Here is a 19,635-nt window from a genome sequence, read left to right as displayed (position 1 = left end):
GCTTATATTTGTAAATTATTTGAAATTACACAAAATGCAGGAAAAAACAGCAACAAACGACTTTAAGTTAAGAGTAGAAAAATTTTTAGAGCGCCAAGAGTTTATGAAACATATTGGTTTTGATCTTTCTGTGATTGAAGAAGGGAGAACAGAAGGATGGCTTGATATACATAAAATGCATAAGCAACAAAAGGGATTAGTTCATGGAGGAGTTACAGCTACAATTGCTGATATAGTAGCAGGTTTTGCTGCTTATACAACGGTTCCTATGGATTGTCATGTAGTAACAGCGGAAATTAAAGTATCTTATTTTAAAGCAGGTATGGGCGATAAACTTCATGCGATTGGTTATGTGATTAAAAGAGGTCGAAAATTAAACTTTTGTGAAGCAGAAATCTGGGCTGTTGATGGCGAAAATCGTAACTTGATCGCAAAAGCAACTACTACAATGGCAGTAATTACACCTCAAGATATCAATCATAAGATGAATGCCTAGTGCTTCAAGTATTATAAGGTCTAAATTTCCTTTTGAGCCTACTCCCGGTCAATCTCAATTCTTTAGGGCTCTGGATCCATTTTTTCAGCTTAAAGATGGTGATAGGCCTATTCTGCTATTGAAAGGCTATGCTGGAACAGGAAAGACCACCATAGTTAGTGCTCTGGTGAGGTTCTTACCCTTATTTAATTACAAATATGTATTGATGGCTCCAACAGGAAGAGCTGCTAAGGTAATGAGTAATTACTCTAAGAGACTAGCTCTCACTATTCATAAAAAAATCTATCGTCAGACTTCGGAAGTCGGAAGTGGTGAAACAAGTTTTTCTCTGCAGAAGAATTATCATGAAAAGACACTATTTATAATTGATGAGGCGAGTATGCTTTCTGATGAAAAAGGTTTTGGAAATAGTAGTCTATTAGATGATATTGTTAGCTATGTGTTTAAAAATGAGGGGAATAGAATTCTATTTATAGGAGATGATGCCCAGCTCCCTCCAGTTGGTAAATTGAATAGTGCAGGATTGGATGCCGTTTTTTTAAAAAGTAATTATCATGCAGAGGTAATTGAAACTGTTTTAACTGAAGTAATGCGTCAAGCGCAAGATTCAGGAATACTGCATAATGCGACAGTGCTAAGAAGTGAATTGTTAAAAAAGGATTTTGAAATTCATTTTAAAACCGACTCTTATAAGGATATTTTTAGAATGACAGGTGAACGATTAGAGGACGGCTTAAGGTATGCCTACGACAAGTACGGTATTGAAAATACTGCTATTATTTGTCGGTCAAACAAGATGGCAGTCCAATATAATAAATATATCAGGCGACAAATTCATTTCATGGAAGGAGAGTTGGAAGCAGGAGATTTCTTAATGATCGTTAAGAACAATTATGTTTATCAGACAGAAGACACACCAGGTGGTTTTTTAGCAAATGGGGACTTTATGGAGGTTGTAAAAGTTATCAATTTTGAAGATATGTATGGTCTGAGATTTGCTGATTTGGAAATCAGATTGACTGATTATGAAGACCATCCTAATCTTCAAGTTAAGGTAATCCTTGATACTTTGCATTCTACTGGTCCTTCTCTAAATAATGATGAATATCGAGATTTATATCATAAAGTAGCGGAAGATTATCTGGATTTATCTTCAAAAACGGAACGGAAGGCGGCTATAAAAAAAGATCCCTACCTCAATGCTCTACAAATTAAGTTTGCCTATGCATTAACATGCCATAAATCGCAAGGCGGCCAGTGGAATGCTGTCTTTGTGGATCAAGGTTACCTCACAGATGAGATGGTCAATAAAGAGTATATTAGATGGCTTTATACTGCTATAACAAGAGCTACTGAAGAGCTATTTTTAGTGAATTTTCATCAAAAATTCTTTTGAAGATGGAAATTGAAATTGTTCATACTTTCTTAATATTCCATTTTGGTATCATTTTTATCGAATTTTCGTAACTTTACGTATCGTCTAAAAAAAATATTTCAATTATGAAAAAAGCAATATTATTTTTCGCATCATTTTTTATTTTAGGTACTGCATTAGCTCAAAGCACTGAAAGTACAAACAGTCCTGATATCACATTTGAAGAGAGTAGTCATGATTTTGGTGATATTACTCAAGGTGACGTTGTCGAACATGTTTTTAAGTTTGAAAATACTGGAAAGCAGCCTTTGATAATTTCCAATGTTAAAACAACTTGTGGATGTACAGTTCCTAGTTACCCACGAGGTGAAGCAATTGCGCCAGGTGCAACTGGTGAAATTACAGTGAAATTTAATAGTAGAGGAAAAATGGGAAGGCAAAACAAAGTGGTTCGTATAGTTTCAAATATTGGTGAGGAAAGAAGCGTGAGGATTACAACTAATGTATTACCAAGTGGCTCTTGAGATTTGAGATTTTTTTAAACTATACAGTTTGAAATAGTTGAGGCTGTTCCAATTTTATTGGAACAGCCTTTTTTTATTCTGCAATTATGGTGCAACCTCCGTATTCTGTATCGATTTTCAGTGTAGTTTTAATATTTTGTGTTTGATTTCCGATTGTACCACGGTAGGATTCATCAGACATATCTTTTATCCTTTCAGTAAAATTGATGGAGCTCCCTTCAGTCTTAAGTTTTCCAAAGGAATGCTCAGATTCAAAGGTAAAGTTGGCGCCAGATTCAATTCTGATTTCTGATTTAGAAAATTCAGTACTAAGCTGAAAAGATTTGATATCCTTACTTACAAGATTGATTTCTATAGTTCCATTAGCATACTCAGCATCAAGTTCAAAATTTTCATGTACTTTGCCTATGCTAATCCCACTGAATTCAGCTTCTCCGTCATAATTAGAAACCTCTTCAACACTTAGGTTTCCATATTCTAGATCGAATAGAATAGAGGTGATCTTTTTTATTTCGACTTTTGAAAATTCAGCAGTTAGTTGTAATTGGTTAGCCGTATGTAAGCTAAAACCATCTACATAACTCAAATTGAACTTCCCTTGCTCGATAGACTCAATTTCCCCTTTTCCAAATTCATGAGATAAGTTAAGTAGCTTTAAGTTTCCCGCTATCAGATTTCCATACTCCAAGTTTACAGTTGACTTTCCTGAGTAATCTGTCAAAAATATATTTCCAAATTCATTATCAATTGACAAAGGGTGACCATCAGGCATTTTTACTTGGTAATTAATTTTGAAGGTCTTCTTCCTGGAGGATGAATTATAAGATTTAAGATTTGTTTTTACAGAAATTAGCCCTGCTGTTTCAGCGGTTTTTAAATCAATTTTTTCTAGGATTTTTTTGACTTCTTTTTCATCATAGCCTTCTACATCTAGTGTAATAGTTACCTGTATTGAATTCTTTTCCCAAACTACTAGGTTGATGTTGCCGAAGTTATTGACGAGCTGTAACTCAGTTTGTAAGCTATTTGGTACATATGACTTATCAAAAATTTCGTACTGTGCATTTTGTGCTAAAGAGACAGTTTGGTTTAATATTAAAATAGCAATTATTATTTTAGATAGATATTTCATTTTCTTGATTTTTAGTGTGAGTAAATTCCTGTAGATCTTGCAAGATTCTAAGCTGTTGTTCGAGGATGTTAATTTGTGTTTGTAAGTTTTGGATCATAGCGTTGATCAACTTTGGATGACCCCCTTGTTCCTTGACTTTTGTTTTCAGATCTGCGTACTTTTTATTAAGTGATTTTAAATCAGTATCAATTTTAATATTAGTTTTTACTGACATTTGATTTACTAATACCGTCTTTTCATAAATATCCTGTTGATAGAAATTTTCTATTTCAGTATATGGTTTATTGTTCACTGAAAGATTTTCTAATTCGTAGATTTTATCTGTTAACTGCGCTCGATCATAAAGCATCCAGGCCAGAGAAAGCAATATTGCAATCGATGCAGCCATCATCCATATTGATTGACTATTGCGATTTTTCGTTGATATTTTCGTCTCTAACTTTCTCCAGCCATTCTCAGGCTTAAATTCTGAATCAAATTCGCTCTGATTACTGTTGATAAATTGCTCCAGTTTGTCTGTTTCCTTTTTCATAATCTTGAATGAAATCTTTTATTCTCTTCTTTGCTCTGTGAAATTGAGATTTAGAGGTGTTTACTGATATTGACAGTATTTCCGCAATCTCTTTATGCTCAAATCCTTCAAATAAATACAATGTTGCTACTGTTCTAAATCCGGAAGGAAGATTGCGGATTGCTTTTTTTACTAAATCAACTTGCAGATCAATGCCTTCCCAGTCTATTTCGCTTTCTTCAGAAATTGATTCTTCTCCTATCTGATCCATATCCCACTTGCTTTCCCTTCTTAGAAGATCGAGCGCTTGGTTTACCACTATTTTTTTCAACCATGCACCAAATGTTGCTTGAAAATCAAATTGATTGATTTTATAGTAAGCTTTTATAAAGGCTTCTTGAGTAACATCCTCTGCTTCATCTTTATACTTTACTATTCTTAAGGCTACATTGAACATTGATTTTGCATAAAGCATATATAGTTGCTTAAATGCCTTCTGGTCACCAGTTTTACAGCTGATGATTAAGTCTTTATGAATGTGTATACTGTTCGCTTCCAATCTTTTCAAATCTATACCAAAGACTCCAAGATTCTGAAGTAGTTGCATGATTCTTTAAAATAAATTAGATTTTTGATTTTTCCATGGACTGAGACAGCGTAGTTTGCCAAATGATAGCTGCTAGCGGTTTGTATTTTTTGTGAATAGTTTTGATATGATTGAAATTGGTCACTAGCTTGGAGGAAGCCTTGGAATAGGTGATTTATAAACAAAAAGAGGCTAACCATCAAATGGTTAGCCTCTTTATCTATATTTAGATTAAATTATTTTTAATCTAAATACATAACACTCCTTAAAGCTTTTACTGTTCTTTCTTTATTAGGTAATACAGCTTCTAATAGGGTAGGAGCATAAGAAACAGGTACATCTAAACTGTTTACTCTCAATATTGGCGCATCCAGAAAGTCAAATACAGTTTTCTGAATATTAAAGGTTAGGTCACCAGAAATGGATGCAAGGGGCCAAGCCTCTTCCACTACTACACATCTATTAGTTTTTTTAACAGATTCGAAAATAGTAGCATAATCTATTGGTCTGACAGTTCTTAAATCAATTACTTCTATTGAATAGCCGTCTTTTTCCATTTCTTCAGCAGCAGCATGAGCTACTTTCATCATTTTCCCAAAAGAAATTAAAGTTGCATCGGTTCCTTCTCTGGTTATTTTGGCCTTTCCGATTGGTTCCAAATACTCTGATTCAGGCACTTCTCCCTTATCACCATACATTAACTCTGATTCCATAAAAATAACCGGATCATCATCTCTGATAGCAGACTTAAGTAAGCCTTTGGCATCATACGGATTAGAAGGCACAACGACTTTTAGTCCTGGAGTATTAGCGTACCAATTTTCAAAGTTTTGGGAATGCTGTGAAGCCAATTGGCCTGCATTACCGGTTGCTCCTCTAAAAACAATTGGGACGTTAAACTGTCCGCCAGACATATTCATCATTTTCGCTGCGGAGTTAATGATCTGATCTATGGCTACTAGTGAAAAGTTAAAAGTCATGAATTCGATTATGGGGCGGGTTCCGTTCATAGCGGCACCTACACCTATACCTGAGAATCCTAATTCGGTAATAGGAGTGTCAATCACTCTTTTTGGGCCGAACTCATCTAACATTCCCTGGGTTACTTTATATGCACCATTGTATTCAGCAACTTCCTCACCCATAATGAAAACGTTTTCATCGCGTCTCATCTCTTCGGACATTGCTTCATTTAGTGCTTCTCTAAACTGAATTTCTCTCATCTATCTTGAAAATTTTACAGGGTAAAAATAGTTATTCAACTGTCAATTACCAACTCAATCGTGATAGTTCCTTAACTTTTCTTGATATAGAAGGTTTAAAAAGATTTTAATTATAAAAGAGCAAAAAAAAAAGCATCCGCCAAATAGCGGATGCTTTTCAATCTAAGTTATTAACTATTACTTCAATGCGTTTCTAAAATTTTCATTAGCAGAGTAATTTGCAAATTCAAGATCAGATAATGCTTTTGATTTCAAATCAGCATCAGCCGTAACCGCATCTTTTAAATGACTGATTACATCACCTTCTTTTCCTAATCTTGCGCTTGCAACAGCAGCTAAATAATGAGCTTTGGCATGTACACCTTTACCTGAAGTTTTTCCAGCAACTTCTTCTAATGTACTAACAGCATTCTCATAGTTCCCTTGAAGAATCAAAGCTAAGCCTTTGTTGAACATGTTTACTTCAGAGTCAGATGTGTTTTTCAATGAAGTTGAAGCTTCACTGTAATCACCCATCATAATTTCTAAAGCACCTTTAACGCCCATCAAACCTCTTTCGTTTTCGCTGCTAAGCGTCATTTCATTCGCTTTTGAAGCTGCATCATAAGCTTTTTCATAGTTACCTTGCATAGTATAAGCAGTAGCTAGATTTGCATAAGCTTCTGCATTCTCAGATTTCTTATTAGAAATTTCGAATTGAGTAACCGCTTGTTCAACTAAAGTTGTCATTTTGTTCCCTTCTGCATCCATTGCTAGTTCTAAATGAACGGCTCCATAATTGTTATGGGCAACTGGGCTATCGTCATTTTTCTTAGTAGCAGCTTTAAGAATTGAAGCTTTTTCTTCTAATGAAGGCGTCATGCTTGCAGCGTACATTAATTCTTCTAAAGATAGAGTGTCTGCAGAAGCAGTTCCAGCCGCAACTTGCTTAGATAAAACAGAGATTTCTGCATCAGATTTTTTCTCCTTAACAGTTAAAACCTCTGTTTTAGCAGCTCTTAAGTCCGGATATACATCCTTAAATACTTTTTTATAAGTAGCTAAATTCTGTAGTCTATCTTCTTTTTCTTCGAAGCTTCCAGCACCATTAACGATTTGAGTATACTCGCTTTTTTGAGCATCGGTAATTCCGTCATAAGCAGCTAAAGCTTTTTTGAAGTCAGTCCAATCTTCAACTACTGGCTTTAAGATAAATTCAATTGAGTCCGCCATGCCTTTGTAGTCATAACGTCTCATTTGTCTTGTGTAGTAGTTTTCAATTGCTTTCGCTCTGTCTTCAGATAAATTACTGTTAATTCTTTCTGGTCCCTCAGGAGAGTGTGTACCAGTAATTGTAACAGTTCTTGTCACGTTTTTGTCAGCTATAAATGCGTTGAATTTCTGACCTCTATCACTTCTTAATTCAGAAGATTTAAGAACAGATCTACCTTGGTCAAAATAGAAGTTCACATTCGTTGGTAATAACTCTTCTTTGTTGTTATATCCATGATCAGCATAAGCAGCATGATATGATGGCATAACCATTTGAGAAGTAGTAATAATACCAGTTGCATAAGTTTTTCTATCAGTAGATGCTGTTTTGCCATTTTTTTCAATAGTGGCAGTTCCTTGCATCACTAGCTCACCTTTTACATTCATATCTTCTTCGTAGTTGAACGTAAATTCTTGACTAGACTTCACAGGCTCTGTGTCACTATTTGGAAAGTCAGCATAAACAAAATCAACTGCATCAAGCGCAATTTCTTTGTCGCCATATACGTAATAAGGATTTACCGTGTATGTGATACCATCTTTAAGCATTTTAGAAGGTAACTGAAAATCTACAGTAAATGCTACCTCTCCGCCATGAAGCTCAAGAGGGTTTGGAGTTACATCGATAGCCTGTTCTTCAGCGGCCTGCATCATCTTGTTTAATGCACAACCTGAAAAAGTCATTGTTCCTAAGAGAACAGCTGCGTAAAATAATTGTCTCATTTGATTCATTATTTGATTATGTTTGGAAGTTAATGCGAAATTATATTTATATTGGAACTATTCCAATGTATTTAGTAAATTTAAAAAAAGAATTCTAAATTTATCGAATTATCAACGAGGCTTTTGCCTTATTTGTTTAAAATTAAGGGATATTATGAAAAAAGTTCAACAATTCATCGAAAATAAAGCCTTTGGCGTCTGTACCCGACTGGGTGAAATGATGGATATTCCTACTTCTCATATTAGAATATTTTTTATTTATTCCTCGTTTTTGGCTTTTGGCTCTCCAATTTTATTATACCTAGCCTTAGCTTTTATACGTGATGTACGAAAAATGTTGAGAAGAGGTCGGTCAAAGTGGTATTATTAGACAATATTTAATTGGAATCGATAATATTTTCATTAACCTTCCCTAATGACTCAATTTTTTAAAAGCTCCTTGGTCAAGGCAAGAGTGGCAGTTAGTACAATTTTTTTTTGCTACGGTCTAACTTTTGCAAGTTGGGCATCCAGAATCCCAAGTATTCAGGAAAAATTTTCACTTTCAGAGGCTGAACTTGGCACATTGCTGCTCATGTTACCAATTGGTTCTTTTATCTCTTTACCGATTGCCGGTATATTGGTAGCTAAGTGGAACAGTTTTTTAGTGACCCGCCTTTCCATTGTACTTTATCTAGTTTCTTTAGTGGCCATTTCTCTTTCAGAAAATATTTATTTGTTAGGGGTAGTATTATTTCTTTTCGGGCTGATGGGAAACATGGTAAATATTGCTATTAATACGCAGGCAGTGAGCCTGGAAAAGGAATACGAAAAGAATATAATGGCAAGTTTTCATGGAATGTGGAGTTTGGCAGGATTCTTTGGCGCCATTATAGGTGCATTTATGATTAGTGAAGAAATTTTACTTCAGTATCATTATACTATTATCTTTTCAGCAAGTATAATTGCTGCTTATATAAGTTTTAAATTCCTCATTAAGCAAGATTTAGATGAAGATCAAGATAAACCTATTTTTGTGATTCCTGACAAATCTTTATTGCTATTAGGTGTTATTGCTTTTTGTTCAATGATGTGTGAGGGTACCATGTTTGACTGGAGTGGAGTTTATTATAAAAAGGTAGTAAATGCACCAAAAGATATTTTAGGACTTGCCTATACTTTCTTTATGGTGAGTATGGCAGGGACTAGATTTGTAGCGGATTATTTTACTGGTAAGTATGGCGTTAAAAAGGTTGTCTTTTTTAGTGGGGTGCTAAATTTTACGGGCCTTCTAATTTTAATAATATTTCCTGGCAAAATCATTTCATTAATTGGTTTTTTTATAGTTGGAGCGGGAGTTTCATCTGTAATCCCTTTAGTATTTAGTTTGGCAGGAAAATCAAAAAACATGGGCTCCAGTGTTGCTCTTGCTGCTGTTTCTACTATGGGATTTTTTGGGTTTCTTTTAGGTCCTCCATTAATTGGTTATTTGGCAGCTTGGTTAAATCTCCAGGCTTCATTTTCCTTTATAGCAATTATGGCACTATGTGTAACTATTTTAGCTACTCAGATCAAAAGTAGCTCAAATTCCTAAGTTTAAGCTGATTTAAGGTTGTTCCATTGGTGAAGTTTTGGATTCATTACCTTAAACCACAAGGGTGGAAAATGTGCCAATAAAATCATGGTTGGATATCCTGCAGGAAGTTGAGGGGCATTTTCATAATCATCTAAAACTTGATATCGTTTTATTGCATTAAAATGATGGTCTGAATGCCTTTGCAATTGAAATAAAAAGAAATTACTCACCATATGATTAGCATTCCAAGAATGATGTGGCTCTACTCTTTCATATCTGTTTTCATCTATTTTCTTTCTTCTTAAACCATAATGTTCTACGTAATTAACAGCTTCTAAAAGTGAGAAAGCTAGAAAGCTTTGCGCAAAAAAGAAAGCGAAAGGAATCCAGGTAAATTGACCAATTACTAAACTTACTCCTAAAGTTAAGGCAGCAGCAAAAATAAAGGGTAGGAGAGTAAACCAAATCATTTGGTTATGGATAGAGAGTATTGATTTATTCTTTCTTTCGAGTCTTTTATTTTCTATCTCCCAAGCACTCAAATAACCTTTTGTGATAGATCTCCACCAAAAAGCATAGAAGCTTTCATTTTCGCGACTAGTAGCTGGGTCTTCTGGAGTGGAAACACGCACATGATGACCTTTATTATGCTCTATATAGAAATGCATGTAACTCACCGTCATGAGTAACACTTTGCTGTAAAATCGTTCTAGTTTGGATTTTTTATGACCTAGTTCATGCGCAACGGTAATTCCAATTCCTCCAGTAGAAAGAGAAACTGCAATAGTAAATGTAATCCATTCAAAGGGTGTTGATGTATTCGTAGAAGCTACCCAAACTGCCCAAATTAAAAAAGCCAACTGAAAATATGTCCAGCAATAGGTGATAAATCTATAATAGAAATCATTAGCAACTGACTTTACTGCCTCTTTAGGAACATTACTATGATCTCTACCTACGGTAGCATCAATTGCGGGAATCAATGCATATACAAAGATCAAGGTAGATAAATTGGCTATTCCGCCTAAATAGAATCCAAGAATTGTTAAAGCTGGAATTATAAATGCACTAAAATAACCGATTTTCTTTAGCCAACTCATCTCAAACTAATTTATATGATTTTTTAATATTCGTTCTAAAATAATGGGTTTACCGTTATAAACCAATTTGGATTTGAATTAATTATGAACTTTTTGAAAATCTAATTCTCTATCAAGAAGTTCTTAAAATCTTCGGTATTAAAGTTACTCATGCCTTCTTTTCTAAAAGCGATTTTTTCATTTTTAATGACAAAGGTTGTGGGTAATATTTGTGATTGTAACTGAGTTGGGCTTTTCAATTCTTGAAAAATGGGCAGTTCATACTCCTTTTTGGCCTTGAATTTAATAGCTTTATTAAATTCACTGTCTTTTGAAACCATTAAAAAGACCACGTCAGGGTTGTCTTTTAGTTGTAAGTAAAGCTTCTCAATATGAGGCATTTCGCCTAAACAAGGTGGGCACCACGTTGCCCAATAATTGATAAAGATTGTTTTGTCTTTGAGTTCACTATAAGCAATTCTTTCTCCTTCTGGAGTGATCAAAATGCCATCAAAATTGAAGGGAGTTTTATGTTCTTCTTCAATTGAAGGGGTAAATATATGGGTAGCCAAAAACCACGACTGAATTTTACCCATCACTGGAGTATGCCAACCAGTAAGATATAAAGTTCCAAAAATGGCAATCATTAGGCCCCAGCTTATAGCCTCTTTCTTCCAATTTATTTTTTTACTCATTATCTATTTCAGAAATTAATTTAGTGATGAATTCTTTATAAGAATCATCAAACTTAAACTCTGTTGAAATAAGATAGTTGTGTATGGAAGTTAAATTATCATAGTTGGCTTCTTGTATATGTTTTGGAATTTTAAATAGTCTGCTATCATTCTTAAGTAGTGCAGCATCGGGTCTGTTGAAAAAGTAAGGTTGTAAAGTTTTATTGCAGCTAATTGCAATTTTTTCAATCTCATGATATTCGTCCCACTCAGTAATTTTTTCATTGATTTCTTCGAAGAAGTGATCTGTCCCTGCAAGTCTCACTCTTGATCCCGCCTTTGATTTCCCTTTTGTTTTAAGGTGTTTGATTTGACTTTTGCCTTGCTTTTGACGAACCATGTACGCCTTTACCATTTTATGCTCCGCTATCTGATCTTCCTCAGAATATGCCAAACTAGCTTCTCCTGAGTGAATTAAAATAATAAGGAAATTTGAATGAACTACTTTTTCATTAAGATAATTGAAGCTAAAGGGCAAACGGATTGATAATGATTGTTTATCTGGAAATGAAAGCTGGTGTTTTAAACTATCATATTCCAAACTTCCGTACTGTAGCTCAAGATTTTCTAATAACTTTTCAAGTTGATCCTTGTCATATGCCTTTAAAACTTTTTGTTCAGTCATTTAGTAAAATTAATGATTAACTAAGATTGTTAGAATAAGACTGTTCAATTAACGACTTTTTCGATAGCATCATTAATAATTAGACAAGCATTCTCAATTTCTTCATCCTTTATGGTAAGGGGAGGAGCTATTCTAAAACTATTAGGGCACGATAAAAACCAAAAGCAGATTACTCCATTGCTTAAGCATTCTTTGACGATTTCGCTTACAATTTCTTCATTCTCAAATTCAAAGGCGAACATCATTCCTTTTCTTCTTATTTCCACAATAGCAGAATGATTAATGAGCTGTTCAAATTTAGCTCCTTTTCGTTCTACTTCGTCAAGGAAACCATCTTCTAAAATCACTTTAATTGTAGCAACAGCTGCAGCGCAACTCATAGGATTTCCGCCAAAAGTATTGATATGACCTAACATCGGATTTTTAGTAAACAAATCCATATAGTCTTTTTTAGAAATAAAAGCCCCTAGGGGTAATCCACCGCCCAGTGCTTTTGCAGTACATAAAATGTCTGGTTCCACTCCAAAATGTTCCAAGGCGAATAACTTTCCAGTTCTGCCTATACCAGACTGGATTTCATCCATAATCAGCATTGCTCCAGTCTCGTCACATTTTTTGCGTAGTGCTTCTAGAAATTGCTTTTCAGGAATTCTGATTCCAGCATCTCCTTGGATCGTCTCAATTACAATACAAGCTGTTTTATCAGTAATTATGTTTAGATCCTCAAAATTATTTAATCTTAAAAATCCTACATCGGGCAAGAGCGGTCTAAATCTATACTTTTTCTTTTCGTTAGATGAAATGCTGAGGGCTCCGTGAGTACTTCCATGATAGGCACCACGAAAGGAAAGTAATTCTGTTCTACCAGTTACACGTTTAGCTAGTTTCAAAGCACCTTCAATAGATTCGGCCCCACTATTGCAAAAATAAACACTATTGAGATGTTGAGGTAAATGATCCGTAAGAATTTTAGCTAATTCATTAACTGAAGACTGCACATACTCACCATAAACCATGATGTGCATATGCTTCTCCAATTGTTTTTTTACTGCATCAATTACTTTAGGATGTTGATGTCCTAAGTTACTGACCGCAACACCTGAAATAAGGTCCATATAGGATTTTCCGTCAGTGGTGTGCAAGTAAATACCATTAGCAGTCTCTACCTCCAAAAGAAATGGAAAGGGAGTGGTTTGTGCTATGTTATTTAAAAATATGTCTTTTTCAGATTTCTGCAAGTTTATTCTTTTACTCCTCTGCAAGTTTATTTACTAAGTCTATATATTCTTTCATGGATTCTTCGGTTGATTTACCTTTTAATTCTTCCCAAGCGTTATATTTTGCAATAGCTTTAAAGTCAAACCCACCTGGTCTTTCTCCTTTTACATCACCCTCTTCACCTTGTTTATATAAAGCATAAAGCTTTAAAAGATCTTCATTAGAAGGTTTTTCTTTAATATTGGATTTAGACCTTTCGGCTGCTTTTTTGAAATCTTCTTGTATGCTCATAAGTAATTGTTTTATAATTTCTGTAAAATTAAAAAAGCCAACCTATATTCATAGATTGACTTTAAAAATATCTGAAATGATTTTATTTATCTTTTGCTTAGATCAACATAAGATCTCAAATTTTCACCAGTGTATACCTGTCTTGGTCTTCCAATTGGTTCATTATTTTCTCTCATTTCTTTCCATTGAGCAATCCAACCTGGTAGACGACCTAGTGCAAACATAACGGTAAACATTTCGGTAGGTATTCCCATCGCGCGGTAGATAATACCTGAGTAGAAATCAACATTTGGATAAAGTTTTTTCTCAACGAAATACTCATCTTTTAATGCGATTTGTTCCAACTCTTTAGCAATATTTAATAATGGATCATCAACACCAAGTTGATCTAATACATCATCAGCTGCTTTTTTAATAATTTTAGCTCTAGGATCAAAATTCTTATAAACTCTGTGCCCAAATCCCATCAAGCGGAAAGGATCATTTTTATCTTTGGCTTTAGCAATAAATTTAGCAGTATCTCCACCAGCTTCTTCGATTTGCTCTAACATTTCTAGCACAGCTTGATTGGCGCCACCATGTAATGGTCCCCAAAGAGCGTTGATTCCTGCAGAAATGGAAGCATACAAACTTGCCTGTGAACTACCAACAACTCTTACAGTAGAGGTAGAACAATTTTGCTCGTGATCAGCATGTAGAATCAATAGAGTATTAAGTGCTTTCGCCACAACTGGATTCACCTTATATTTCTCGGCTGGTAAAGCGAACATCATTTTAAGGAAATTAGACTGATAATCTAATTCATTATCTGGGTAATTAACAGGATGACCGATTTGATTTTTAAAAGCCCAAGCTGCAAAAGTTGGCATTTTAGAGAGTATTCTGATAATACTTAAATCTACTTCCTTAGAAGATCTGTTTGGATCTAACGATTCAGGATAAAATGCTGTTAATGAACACACTAAAGAAGATAAAACACCCATCGGATGTGCATTAGATGGGAAACCGTCTAATATTTTTTTAATATCCTCATGAACTAATGTGTGAGTTGTGATTTCATTTTGAAAATGTTCTAATTCAGATTTAGTAGGTAGTTCACCGTAAATCAATAAATATGACACTTCAAGAAAAGAAGATTTTTCTGCTAATTCTTCAATAGAGTATCCCCTATATCGCAAGATTCCTTCTTCACCGTTCAAAAAGGTTATCGCACTTTTAGTAGACCCAGTATTTTTAAAGCCTGGATCGATAGTAATAAGGCCACTATCCGCTCTGAGTTTACTAATATCGACAGCTATCTCTTTTTCGCTACCTTCAATAACTGGTAAGTCGTAATCTTTTCCTGCGTATGATAATTTTGCGTGATCTGACATGTATAATCTAATTATATTAATTTTGAAACAATGGTTTAAGAATTCACGAAAATAAGTAAAAAAATACTTTAATAAAACTGTGAATGCATTATCACCTATCAGTGCTATATTAAATTGTTTAAGTCAAATAACGCCACTATTTAAATATAGTTTAGAATTTTGAATATTTTTGATAGTCATTTTTAAAATTCAGAACTTAATCCAATATGACTACTTTTTGTCTATTTAATTGGCCCTTTGAAGTTTTGGTAATGATATGATAAACTCCTGATGCTATTCCGTTTAGATTAAGTTCTGTTTCTATACTTCCTTTAAGAATAGAGGTCGTTTTTACTATTTTACCATTAGTGTCAAAAACAATTACTTTAAGCTCAGAGTCTAACTGTCTATTAAATTTCAAATTTACATTGCCTCTACTAGGATTAGGGTATAGGCTGATGCCGATTGAATTAAAGCCATCTTCAATGCTTAGTATATTATCAGGGATTTTAATTTCTTCAATGTCATTAACCTTAACTTCAACTATTCTGTTTGTATTTCTCTCTTGAACAATTGATACTATTGCTAAGTCGTCATTAGTATAAATTGAATTTACCTCCCATTCAAAATTCATAGTAGTTCTCTCAGAAAGATCGTTTAGTGTAATGCCATTGATACTCGGCAGTATTTTTCTCACGATATTATTCAACTCACTCACTGGGGTTGTAGATTTTTCAATAATGAAGAAATAAGCCATTAGTGTGGTGGTGTCTACGTGAGGATCCAAAGTCGCGCTGAATCTTATACTATTTGTATTTGCACTTGTGTCAATTTTTAAATCCACTAAATTAGTAGGTTCTAGTAATGATCTGCTAGTAATAACATTCTTTACTTCATTTGTTAATTCACCACCTACCAAGTAAATTTCCTCTTCAAACAATTCTCCATCTATGTGAATTTTCGGGCTTTCTTCAATACTGTATAAACTTGCCCTAGCATCCATTTCAACAGAATTTCTCAAATTGACTGAATCTGGTGATGGGATGGATATGTGAAAATTAAGCGGAAGAATGTCTTTATTTAATTCAGATGATCTTAAGTTTTGTAAATTGCTGCGATTATTAATGTAATTTACTGAATTTAAATTGGTGAAGTTTTCTAATACTACCAATTTCTGTCTCTCTCCAACATAGAAGTTATCGATAGCTATACCACTTGAATTCTCATTATCGTTGCCCTTGAAATTAATTCTAAAAAATATAGTACTTTCTAATGTTTTTAATTGATCTAGAGGATATGCTACTCTTTTCCATTGCCATTCTTCGTCTTGGTAGTAAGACCATGCAATTTGATCTTCATTAGAAATTTCACCCCCAATAGCATTCAAGGTATTTGTATTATACCAATTTAACGGATCACCAATATCACCTAGAATTTGCCAATTGACATCATCTGTAGAATATTCTATTATTGCACCCGCTCTATTTTGGTCTTCAACATCTAGCCACATATCAAAAGCGATCATGGGTTTATCCAATCCAGAAAAATCAAAGTTAGGCGTTTGTAGATATGAATTTTCATCTCTGAAAAACCCTGCTTGTCTTTCATTCAAAACTGTTCCCCAAACCCTACTATTATTTTTGCTATTACTAAAGTAGTTAGCCGTATTATCTTGAATATAAGTCCATGAGGATCCAATACTGCTGCCAGGATTAGAACCCCAGCCGGCAGGTCCGTCTTCAAAATCTTCAATATAAGGAAATACATCCACCGATTCTACAATGTTAATCAGGTTAACTTGTGTAATCACACAAGAATCAATTGCGCCCTCAGATAATCCTTCAGCAATAACAGACAATGTGACACTGTATACCCCTGGAGTTTCGTAATTATGAATAGGCTCTCTGTCAGAAGAAACATTTCTAGTTCCGCTTGTCGGATCTCCAAAGTCCCATTCATAACTGAGTTCTACAATATCATTTGAAATTGACGGGTCTAGTTGTACAGTAGGGGAAAACTTTGTTCCAGTAGAGTCTCCAGCAGTACTGGTAGACACATTAGTGGTTGTGAAATTAATATTTTCAACATTCCAGACCTCTACCGTATAGTTTGACGTAAAAGTTCGATTTAATGCTGTTTGGACTTCCAAACGGACATTCTTCCTTCCAGGTGAATTAAACTGGACGGTATCGTTTTGAATTTCGAGCTCAGGATTATCAGGAACACTCCAACTATACGCAACTATACTATCTGATTCTAAATCGTTAAAACTGGTATTAAAACCGAGTTTTACAGCATTATCTATTTCGCATACGTTTTGATAGCTTATTTCAATTACTGGGTTTGGTTTTACGATTATTCTAAATTGTCTGTCAGGACCCTTACATCCATTAGTTATTCCGTATACTGTGATAACTGCTATATTATCATCAGAAGTAAATGGATTAGTAGCAATAAATCCATTCGGAGTTATAGTGTTGTTTTCAATATTTTCAGTATTTCCTTGCACATTATTAATCCCAATTGAGGTTTGATTATTGCTCCAATAGAAGTCAGTATCTTCCTCAGTGTTTGATAGAAATTCAACGTTGGCTTGGTCACCAGCGTAGAAAACTACATCCTCATTTAGGACTACAGGGGCGGGTTTAAGTGTGATTTTGAAGGAGTCGGTACTACTAATACAACCTCTATTTGTGCTGAAATACTTTATGTATCCATCAATTTCAGAACCAGTTAAGTTCTCAGCAAGTTGAAAGCCAGGGAAATTACCAGCTCCTGACGCTGGTGTATTATCACCAATTAAAGCTGAATTGGTAAGCTCCCATGTAAAATTTCCTATTCCGGAATCGTGAGAGAAGTTAATGGCCGGCAGCAAATCTCCTGAGCATAAATCAAGCAGATCTGATTCACTGCTTACAACAGGTCGGTACTTCAATTTAACTTCAAAAACCTCACTATTTTGACAGCTATTTTTTTCCGCTGTGACAATAATATTCGAATTAATATCAGCTCCTGAAGTGTTTACAGCAGTCGTAAACTCAATATTACCTGCATTTAAAACGGGACCTGTTGAAAATATAGAATTGTCTGAAACACTCAGACTTAAATTTACATCCGTTAAATCTGTTGAAATAGGTATAGATACAAATTCTTCGGAGCAATATTCTACATTTGGTAATGGCACAAAAACCGGTGTTGGGTTTAATGTTAGCGTAAATGTTTCTTGAGGACCTTCGCATGAATTATTAAATGGAGTAACAATTATATTAGCAACGATACTAGTGCCGGTGGTATTTGTTGGAGCTGTGAAGCTTATATCTCCTGATCCTGAAGCTGCTAATCCAATATTGGTGTTGTCATTGACCCAATCATAAGTAGTACCAGTTGGCAAACTATTAGTGAAATTAACGATATAATTTTCCCCAGAACAGAGCACTTCATCTGAAACAGCATTTATTAGTGGTGTAGGTAGTAAGCGTATTTGAAAATTCATTTGATCACTGACGCAACCATTCCAATTGCTAGTGACTGTGATATTGGAAATAATAGTTGCAGTTGTGTTATTAGTGTTTGCTGTAAATGCAGGTGTATTACCTGAGCCCGAGCTAGCAGGTAGACCGATGGCAGCAGCATTAGTTGCAGTCCAAGTGATCGTACTACTTCCTCCTGAATCATCAGAAAAGCCAATGGGTAAAATTTCATCTCCTGAACATATTTGTCTTGAAAGTTCAGTAGTAATTACTGGTTTTGGATTAACAGTTACAATAAAAGATTTAATATCACCAACGCACCCGTCTTTGGTGGCAGTTACTGTAATATTACTCACGATATCTGCTCCTGTAACGTTTTCATTAACGGTAGCATTGATGTTACCTGTTCCGCTTAAAGGTATTCCAGTAGCACCGTTATCGTTCGTCCAAGAATAAGTTACTCCCGTTAAGTTTGATGTTGAGAAATTCGTTGAGATGTTCTCGAAAGAGCAGACAGTGATATCAGATGGAGTATCAAGATCAGGTTCAGGTAACACCTGAAAATCCACTGTGGTATTATTTTCGCATCCTGTATCATCATTAATTACATTTACATAAAGCTGCAATGCATTGGTAACGATATAATTAGATAAATCTATACCAGTTATCTGATTAGCTGAACTTAGATCAGAAGAAGTGAACCATTCAAACGAATAATTTCCTGCTTGATTATTGATTTCTGGATTTAAAAATGTTAAATCTACCGTAGCTTGGTTGTCTTCAAAATCATCTTCGCAATACGCCTTAGTTAGAGCATTAACTAAAGGAAGTGGATTTACTGCAAAATCAACTTTTGCAACGTCAAAACAAGTGGTTGATAAGAATGTAATTTTAGCATAATAACTTGAACCATTGCTGACATTTTCATCTGTTTCATCAATCACCATGTTCGTCAATGTACTGTTAGTATACCATTCTATTGTGACGTTTGCTGCTGGTTCAACTGTAACATCGTCATTGTATTCAGTAAGGTCTACATTTGTTAGTCCGTCCCCTGCAACATCCTCACACAAGAAGTATGATTGATCAATTGTACTTGGTAGGGATCTGATATTTAATGTGATATCTTTTACATCAACAGAACAAGTTAAAGAACCCGATGCGACAAACTCAAAAATGACATTATTTCCCGTATGAGAACTGTTGGGGGTGAATACAGCTTCCCAAGTTCCACTATTATTTGTAGTTGAAGAAAGCGTGCCTGAATTTAAAGCTTGCGTGGATTGGCTTGAATTGAACCTCCACTCACCGGTATCAGCACCACCACCAATTGTACCAGATAAAGTAAACGGGTCAGCTTCGCAGACCTCTGTAGCTGTTGTGGTGATATTAGCGGTAGGCAAAGCATTAATAATCAAATCTTTCGTATCCACAGCAGGATCACAGCTTCCATTACCAGAGACGGTCATGGTCAAAGTTACAGTAGTACC

Annotated in this window: 17 protein-coding genes; 5 read left to right on the top strand and 12 right to left on the bottom strand. The window is 34.8% G+C overall.

Features of this window, described 5'->3' with window-relative positions:
* Nucleotides 1-34: 34 nt before the first annotated feature.
* From B9Y84_RS11985 to B9Y84_RS11975, 3 genes are all read left to right on the top strand, one after another.
* Nucleotides 35-496: a PaaI family thioesterase gene (locus B9Y84_RS11985; RefSeq protein ID WP_085517967.1), complete on the top strand. Its 462-nt coding sequence runs from the start codon at nt 35-37 to the stop codon at nt 494-496.
* Nucleotides 489-1,892 (top strand): ATP-dependent DNA helicase, encoded by a 1,404-nt coding sequence (locus tag B9Y84_RS11980; RefSeq protein ID WP_085517560.1) that lies wholly within the window; start codon nt 489-491, stop codon nt 1,890-1,892. Before B9Y84_RS11985 ends, B9Y84_RS11980 begins: the two co-directional genes overlap by 8 nt.
* A gap of 104 nt (nt 1,893-1,996) precedes the next feature.
* Nucleotides 1,997-2,395, top strand: coding sequence for a DUF1573 domain-containing protein (locus B9Y84_RS11975; RefSeq protein WP_085517558.1), 399 nt, complete (start codon nt 1,997-1,999; stop codon nt 2,393-2,395).
* 73 nt (nt 2,396-2,468) lie between these two features.
* On the opposite strand, the gene B9Y84_RS11970 is transcribed toward B9Y84_RS11975, so the two are convergent.
* The 5 genes from B9Y84_RS11970 to B9Y84_RS11950 form a co-directional block, all read right to left on the bottom strand.
* A complete protein-coding gene (locus B9Y84_RS11970; protein ID WP_085517557.1) occupies nt 2,469-3,527 on the bottom strand; it encodes a hypothetical protein in 1,059 nt (352 codons plus the stop codon).
* Nucleotides 3,511-4,059: a hypothetical protein gene (locus B9Y84_RS11965; protein WP_085517555.1), complete on the bottom strand. Its 549-nt coding sequence runs from the start codon at nt 4,057-4,059 to the stop codon at nt 3,511-3,513. Before B9Y84_RS11965 ends, B9Y84_RS11970 begins: the two co-directional genes overlap by 17 nt.
* Nucleotides 4,016-4,645, bottom strand: coding sequence for an RNA polymerase sigma factor (locus B9Y84_RS11960; protein WP_245830860.1), 630 nt, complete (start codon nt 4,643-4,645; stop codon nt 4,016-4,018). Before B9Y84_RS11960 ends, B9Y84_RS11965 begins: the two co-directional genes overlap by 44 nt.
* A gap of 221 nt (nt 4,646-4,866) precedes the next feature.
* On the bottom strand, nt 4,867-5,847 hold the full coding sequence (locus B9Y84_RS11955; protein ID WP_085517553.1) for a pyruvate dehydrogenase complex E1 component subunit beta: 981 nt from the start codon (nt 5,845-5,847) through the stop codon (nt 4,867-4,869).
* Between the two features lie 177 nt (nt 5,848-6,024).
* On the bottom strand, nt 6,025-7,821 hold the full coding sequence (locus B9Y84_RS11950) for a tetratricopeptide repeat protein (RefSeq protein WP_085517965.1): 1,797 nt from the start codon (nt 7,819-7,821) through the stop codon (nt 6,025-6,027).
* A 154-nt stretch (nt 7,822-7,975) separates the two neighbouring features.
* Between B9Y84_RS11950 and B9Y84_RS11945 the strand changes: the two genes are divergently transcribed.
* On the top strand, nt 7,976-8,191 hold the full coding sequence (locus tag B9Y84_RS11945) for a PspC domain-containing protein (RefSeq protein ID WP_085517551.1): 216 nt from the start codon (nt 7,976-7,978) through the stop codon (nt 8,189-8,191).
* Nucleotides 8,192-8,236: 45 nt separating this feature from the next.
* On the top strand, nt 8,237-9,394 hold the full coding sequence (locus B9Y84_RS11940; protein WP_085517549.1) for an MFS transporter: 1,158 nt from the start codon (nt 8,237-8,239) through the stop codon (nt 9,392-9,394).
* Between the two features lie 2 nt (nt 9,395-9,396).
* Here B9Y84_RS11940 and B9Y84_RS11935 read toward each other — a convergent pair whose 3' ends face one another.
* From B9Y84_RS11935 to B9Y84_RS11905, 7 genes are all read right to left on the bottom strand, one after another.
* The gene (locus tag B9Y84_RS11935; protein WP_085517546.1) at nt 9,397-10,476 is read right to left on the bottom strand and encodes an alkane 1-monooxygenase; all 1,080 of its coding nucleotides are present in this window, start codon (nt 10,474-10,476) and stop codon (nt 9,397-9,399) included.
* Between the two features lie 101 nt (nt 10,477-10,577).
* Nucleotides 10,578-11,150: a TlpA family protein disulfide reductase gene (locus tag B9Y84_RS11930; RefSeq protein WP_085517544.1), complete on the bottom strand. Its 573-nt coding sequence runs from the start codon at nt 11,148-11,150 to the stop codon at nt 10,578-10,580.
* Nucleotides 11,143-11,814, bottom strand: a complete 672-nt coding sequence (locus B9Y84_RS11925) for a hypothetical protein (RefSeq protein ID WP_085517541.1) — start codon at nt 11,812-11,814, stop codon at nt 11,143-11,145. Before B9Y84_RS11925 ends, B9Y84_RS11930 begins: the two co-directional genes overlap by 8 nt.
* A gap of 44 nt (nt 11,815-11,858) precedes the next feature.
* Complete coding sequence (locus B9Y84_RS11920; protein ID WP_085517539.1) at nt 11,859-13,052, bottom strand: aspartate aminotransferase family protein; 1,194 nt, start codon at nt 13,050-13,052, stop codon at nt 11,859-11,861.
* A gap of 10 nt (nt 13,053-13,062) precedes the next feature.
* Nucleotides 13,063-13,323, bottom strand: a complete 261-nt coding sequence (locus tag B9Y84_RS11915; protein ID WP_085517536.1) for an acyl-CoA-binding protein — start codon at nt 13,321-13,323, stop codon at nt 13,063-13,065.
* An 86-nt stretch (nt 13,324-13,409) separates the two neighbouring features.
* On the bottom strand, nt 13,410-14,696 hold the full coding sequence (locus B9Y84_RS11910; protein WP_085517534.1) for a citrate synthase: 1,287 nt from the start codon (nt 14,694-14,696) through the stop codon (nt 13,410-13,412).
* Nucleotides 14,697-14,892: 196 nt separating this feature from the next.
* Nucleotides 14,893-19,635 (bottom strand): PKD domain-containing protein (locus tag B9Y84_RS11905; RefSeq protein ID WP_139828023.1); only part of this gene is annotated, 4,743 nt, incomplete at its 5' end.

Origin of the sequence: Marivirga sericea (genome assembly GCF_900177665.1) — a bacterium.
Lineage (GTDB): Bacteria > Bacteroidota > Bacteroidia > Cytophagales > Cyclobacteriaceae > Marivirga > Marivirga sericea.
Note: the sequence above shows the minus strand (reverse complement) of the source record. Positions and strands in the feature narration are given on the sequence as shown.